The 4,831-nt window shown below is 61.2% G+C and carries 1 protein-coding gene and 1 pseudogene; both read left to right on the forward strand.

Features of this window, described 5'->3' with window-relative positions; translation table 11 throughout:
- Positions 1-631: phosphopantetheine-binding protein (locus BHU62_RS24440; protein ID WP_073534932.1), on the forward strand; the 631-nt coding region annotated here is incomplete at its 5' end.
- Positions 632-641: 10 nt separating this feature from the next.
- A pseudogene (gene clbK / locus BHU62_RS24445) lies at positions 642-4,831 on the forward strand (colibactin hybrid non-ribosomal peptide synthetase/type I polyketide synthase ClbK); the annotation flags it as partial.

A 4,831-nucleotide genomic window follows, 5' to 3' on the forward strand; every position in this document is an offset into this window, starting at 1 on the left:
CGTCGAACTGGGCGAAGTCAAAAGCCATCTTGAACGGCTTGACCGCGTGGGGAGCGCTGCCGTGGTGTGCCATCAAGGGCAACTGCACGCCTTTATCACCGCCGCAGAAAATGAAGATGTCGACGACCTGTTGGCGCACGTCCGCGCGCGGTTAGCCGCGCAACTGCCGTACTACCTGTTGCCCCAACATCTCTTTCTTCTCAACGTGCTGCCGATGACCGGCAACGGCAAAATTGACCTGGCGGCACTGGCCCACGAGGTTACCCAACGTATGTCGCAACCTACACCACAGGAGACGGCAACTCTCGCGCACGCCTCGCCCTGTGAACAGCAGGTGGCCGCACTCTGGTGCGAGGTACTGCAACGAGAGCGAATCGGGCTGAATGACAACTTTTTTGAAGCGGGGGGCGGCTCGATTCAGATCGTGCTGTTGCACCGCCGCATCGAGGAAATTTTCAAGGTCACGGTACCCATTGCCGAGCTGTTTCGCTTAACCACCGTGAAAAAAATCGCCGGTTATTTGCAGGCTACGCTGGACGGTGCACAGGTGGTGAATCAGACGCAGCAGCGTGACGTCTCCCAATCCCGTGCCCAACAGCGGCTTGTACGCCGTCACCAGCGTCAACGTTAAGGAAAAACTGATGACTTACAGTGAAAGCGATATCGCCATCGTCGGCATGAACTGCCGCTACCCCGGCGTACACAGCGTTGCTGAGTTCGAAACGGTGCTGCGTACCGGACGCAACATTTTGGCGCCGAAAGTGACCCCGTGCGACGGTTACAATCAGATCACGCTGAACAATATGTATGAGCGTATGGCGGAGTTCGACGCCGGCTTTTTCGGCTACAGCCGCGCGGAAGCGGAAATCATGGATCCGCAGCAGCGCGTGTTTCTGACCTGCGCTTGGGAGATGTTTGAACAAAGCGGTTACCACCCGCAGGAGCATGACGTGCGCGTCGGCCTCTATGCGGGTGTGAGCACCAGCTTCTATTTGCTTACCCACCTGATGAGCAACCCGGACAAGCTCGCGCAACTCGGCGGTCTGCAGATCATGGTCGGCAATGACAAAGATCATTTGACGTCCCAACTGGCTTACCGCCTGAACACCACCGGTCCTTGCGTGACGGTTCAGGCCAGCTGCGCCACCTCGCTGGTGGCCGTTCATCTGGCCTGCGAGGGCCTGCTGAGCGGACAGTGCGATATGGCGCTGGCGGGGGGCGTCACGTTCCGCATGGAGGATCAGCGCGGCTATGACTCGCGTGGCGATGGACTGCAAGCAGAAGATGGCCTGATCCACACCTTCGACGCGCAGGCTAGCGGTACGGTGTACAGCAGCGGTTTGGGCATGGTGCTGCTCAAGCGGGCGACGGACGCGCAGGCGCAAGGGGATAACATCCTGGCCGTCATCAAGGGCAGTGCCATCAACAACGACGGCGGCGCGCGCAGCGGCTATACCGTGCCGGGCGTTGAGGGTCAGGAAGCGGTGATGATTGAGGCGCAAAGCCTGGCAGGGGTGACGCCGCAGCAAATTCAGTATCTGGAGCTTCACGGCAGTGGCACCCCGTTAGGCGACGCTATCGAATTTGCGGCCATCAAACGCGCGTTTGGAGCGGCAGCGCCGAGCGCGACGCCGTGGCGTCTGGGGGCGGTGAAACCCAACGTGGGTCACGTGGAGATGGCATCCGGCGTCACCGGACTCATCAAAACGGTGCTGAGCCTCACTAACCGGGTGTTTTATCCCACGCTGAATTTTCAACGGGCCAACCCGCAACTGGAGCTGGAGCGCAGCCCGTTTGAGGTGGTTTCCCGTTTGACGCCTTGGCCGGAGGGCGCCACGCCACGCACAGCCGGTGTGAGCGCGTTCGGATTGGGTGGCACCAACGCGCATTTGGTGGTGCAAGCCCCATTGCCGATGCCGCAGACTTTGGCGCAGCAGGCGGGGCCTGTGGCCGTCCCGCTCTCGGCAAAAACCCCCGACGCGTTGGAACAACTGCAGAACGCTTTGCTGGCGGAGCTGGTCGCGCATCCGGAGACGCGCTTACAAGATGTGGCTTATACCCTGCGTCACGGGCGCCTCTCCGCCCCGGTACGCAAGTGGGTCATCGCGGAGAATTGCGCCCAGTTAGCCCGACAGTTCCACGACGCACCGGCGGTGACGGCAACCACCGGCAGCACGATTAGCTGGCGGTTGGGGCACCGTTTTTCTGTCGAAACCGATACGCTCAGTGACTGGCTGGCGTGTTCTGAGGCGTTGTCCCGGACCGTGGGACAACTGTTGGACCATTTTCCGCTCGAAGCGGCCTGCCTGCGCGATCTCGCGCCCGCGCAACGGACGTTTATCAGTCAATATACGCTGATCGCGCTGATTGAAGAGCGGGAAACGTTGAATGCGGCGCCGTACGGCGTCGGCGACGGTTGCTATGCGGCTGCCGTACTGCGTGGCGACTGTACGCTGGCGCAGGCATGGCACGGGTTGAATGCGGGCCAACCGCCTGAAGATGGGCCGACGGTTCCCTCTGCGCAACCCGGCGTTTTGTCTCTGACGCTGGACGACGCGGCGGGGGATGCCAACCGCGCAGTGTTACAGGCGCTGGGGCAGCTATGGTTGGCGGGCGTTAGCCTGGATTGGCGCTGGGTGGATGCGGCGGAGCGTATGCGGGGCAGTCAACGAATCGTCCTGCCGGGGACGGTCTTTGCGCCGCAACGCTATTGGGTCGAGGCCGTACGGCCTGCCACGTCTCTTCAGGCATCGTCGAACGCCGTATCCCGCACCACAAAATCCGAGATTGTCGCTGCGGTGACGGCGATGTGGGAACGCACGCTCGGCGTCAGCATTGACGATCCCCATGCCAGCTTCTTCGAACTGGGTGGGCACTCGCTGTTAGCTTCAACCATTTTGTATGATATTCAGCAACATTACGGCACCACCTGCACGCTAAGCGCATTCTTTGCCGATCCCACCATCGAGGGATTAAGCCGTTATCTGTTCGAACAAGACGGCAGTGAGGTAGAGGTTTCCGCGTTGCCTGACCCGGTATTTGCTCCTGACCAGCAGCATCTGCCTTTTCCGCTGACGGACGTGCAACAAGCCTATTGGGTTGGGCGGCGAAAATCCCTGGGGCTGGGCAATATTTCGACCCATATCTATGTCGAATATGAACTACAAGGTCTGGATGAAACGGCGTTCAACCGTGCGCTCAATGCCGTGATTGCGCAGCACGGCATGTTACGCGCCATTGTCAGCGATGACGGTATGCAGCAGATCTTGCCTGACGTGCCGGAATACCGCGTTGCCTTCCATACCACCCCGTGCGAGGACGCGTTTCAACAGCGTTGCCGCGCACTGCGTGACACCCTCTCGCATCAGATCATTGATTGCAGTTGCTGGCCTCTGTTTCAGATGGAAGTCGTGGTCGATCCGCAGCAAAAAGCCCGGCTGCATGTCTCTATCGATCTGCTGGTGGCCGATGCGTGGAGTCTGGAGCTGTTTATCCGGGAACTGGCGTATCACTATCGCCATCCGCAGGCGGCGTTGCCTGCGCTGACGTACAGTTTCCGCGACTATGTGCTGACCTTGAAATCCTACGAGAAAACGCCGCAGTTTGAACGGGCGCGTGACTACTGGCGCGCCCGCGTCGAGACCCTGCCGCCGGGGCCACGCTTGCCGCTGCGCATCGATCCCGCGAAGCTGGATAACCCCACGTTCGTGCGCCGCAGCCATCGCCTGCCGCGAGCCATCTGGCAGCGCTTGAAAACGCAGGCGGGCCAAATGGGTATCACACCTACTACGTTGCTGCTCACGGGGTTCGCTCAAGTGCTGGCGCGCTTTAGCGCCTCGCCGCACTTTAGCCTTAACCTGACGCTGTTCAATCGTTTGCCGCTGCATGCGGATATCAATCGCCTGATGGGTGACTTTACTGCACTGACGCAGCTGGAGATTGACCTGTCGCAGGGAGAAACCTTGGAGGCACGGGCCAACGCGATCCACGCTCAGCTGTGGCGCGATTTGGATAACCGTTTGTTTGGTGGTATCCAGGTTTCCCGCCTGCTGGTGCAAACCCATCGCGATCCGGCGAAATCGGTGATTCCTATCGTGTTCACCAGCCTGCTCAATCAGGACGAGGCGCGCTGGGAAACGGACGATACGCTGTTCAGCCAGTCGCAGGATGATCAGTACAGCGTCTCGCAGACGCCGCAGGTGTGGCTCGATCATCAGGTGATGGAGCGCAACGGAGAATTGCATTTCAACTGGGACGTCGTGGAGCAGTTGTTTGAACCGGCGCTGATGGATCAGATGTTTCAGTGTTATCGCCAACTGCTGCACACACTGGCGCAGCGACCACAATGCTGGCAAGAGACGCAAGACGTGCTGGCGCTGCCCGCCGTTTGCGCACCGGTCACGCAGGCCCCCGCGCCGACGGCGCTGTTACATCACGGGCTCTTGCGTCAGGCGGCACTGACGCCACAGGCGACCGCGCTCATCAGCCCTGCCCGCGAACTGACCTACTGCCAACTGTCGACGGCGGCGGATAATGTGGCCGGCGCCCTGTTCGCGCTGGGCGTACGGCACGGCGATCGCGTGGCGGTGGTGATGGAAAAAGGCTGGCAGCAGATCGCCGCCGTGCACGGCATCTTGCGACTGGGTGCCGTCTATCTGCCGGTGGACCCGGCACTGCCGCCACAGCGTCGTCAGTTACTGCTGACGGCGGGTGAGGTGCGGGTGCAGGTGACGCAGCCGGGTCTTGCCGCGTTGGCGCCGTCGCTGCCCGCGCTGGCCATCGACGACGGGATGCTGGACGCGCCCGCCGCGCCGCTGCCGTCAGTGGCGGT

It is taken from the genome of Serratia marcescens (assembly GCF_001902635.1).
Lineage (GTDB): Bacteria > Pseudomonadota > Gammaproteobacteria > Enterobacterales > Enterobacteriaceae > Serratia > Serratia marcescens_F.